We start from the raw sequence: 1,203 nt of genomic DNA on the forward strand, positions 1-1,203 counted from the left end.
CCTGATGAACCTCCAGAAAATATACGGCTTCAATGAGCCTTTCCGTTTTACAGGTTCCTCAACAGGCCGGTGGGCCGTTAGTATCATCAATATCAGTATTCGCAAAACCAGATCAGTAATTCTTTAAACCGGTGTATTTCTGCCGTTATGCTACATAAGTTTGCTGTCGTGCCGTTAGGGCCCAGGCTATTCTGGCCAGCTTGTTTGCCAGAGCACAAGTGACGACAAAGTTGCTTTTCCGGCACAGTAAATCCCTGACCCAATCGGCCAATTTGCCAGACTGGTGTTCCAGTTTTTGTATGAATACCCTGGCACATTGAACCAACAAAGTTCGGATCTTTTTATTACCTCGCTTACTAATTCCCAGCAATGTCGTCCTACCTCCCGTGCTGTACTGCCGAGGTACAAGCCCTGTTGCCGCCGCAAAGTCACGGCTGCTGGCGTACTGCTTCCCGTCGCCAATCTCAGTTGAAATAGTACTCGCTGTCAGTGTTCCGACGCAGGGAATGCTCAGCAAGCGCTGTCCAACCTCATCTTCGTCCAACTTTCGTTTCAACTGGGATTCCAAATCTTTAATCTGCTCAACAAGATAGTGATAATGCTGTTGTAATTTCAGCAATAACTGGCTGAGGTAAAGAGGCAAACTATTATCCTCAAGAATGGTACTCAGTCGGCTAATAACGGCAGCTCCTCGGGGAACGCTAATGCCAAATTCCAGCAGAAAAGCATGCATTTGATTGGTTGTTTTTACCTTATCCTGAACCAGGGATTCACGGACACGATGCAGAGCCCGCATTGCCTGCTGAGATTCCGTTCTGGGCTGCACAAAACGCATAGACGGACGCGATGCAGCTTCACAAATAGCTTCGGCGTCGACAAAGTCGTTTTTATTGCTTTTAACGAACGGGCGGACAAATTGTGGTGATATCAGCTTTGGGGAATGCCCCAACTCTTCCAACTTGCGTGCCATAAAGTGAGAACCGCCACAGGCTTCCATTGCGATGGTTGTAGCGGGGCATGTCGCCAAAAATTCGATCAACTTTGGCCGGGTAAATTTTTTACGGTAAACAGCCTTCCCGCGACGATCCTGGCAATGAATATGGAAAGAGTTTTTACCCAGATCGATACCAATGAGCGCAATGTTTTCCATGATAGTTCTCCGAATGAAAGCCTGTCCTCAGCATAGTACCGGGAAGGAGGGAG

The 1,203-nt window shown here is 47.9% G+C and carries 1 protein-coding gene; it reads right to left on the reverse strand.

Annotation, left to right across the window (positions count from 1 at the left end):
• Window positions 1-145: 145 nt before the first annotated feature.
• A complete protein-coding gene (locus tag ACHHZ6_RS24695; RefSeq protein WP_000427623.1) occupies window positions 146-1,150 on the reverse strand; it encodes an IS110-like element IS4321 family transposase in 1,005 nt (334 codons plus the stop codon).
• Between the last annotated feature and the right edge of the window lie 53 nt (window positions 1,151-1,203).

The sequence above is a fragment of the Enterobacter cloacae complex sp. 2024EL-00214 genome, assembly GCF_043945575.1.
Classification (GTDB): domain Bacteria; phylum Pseudomonadota; class Gammaproteobacteria; order Enterobacterales; family Enterobacteriaceae; genus Enterobacter; species Enterobacter cloacae_P.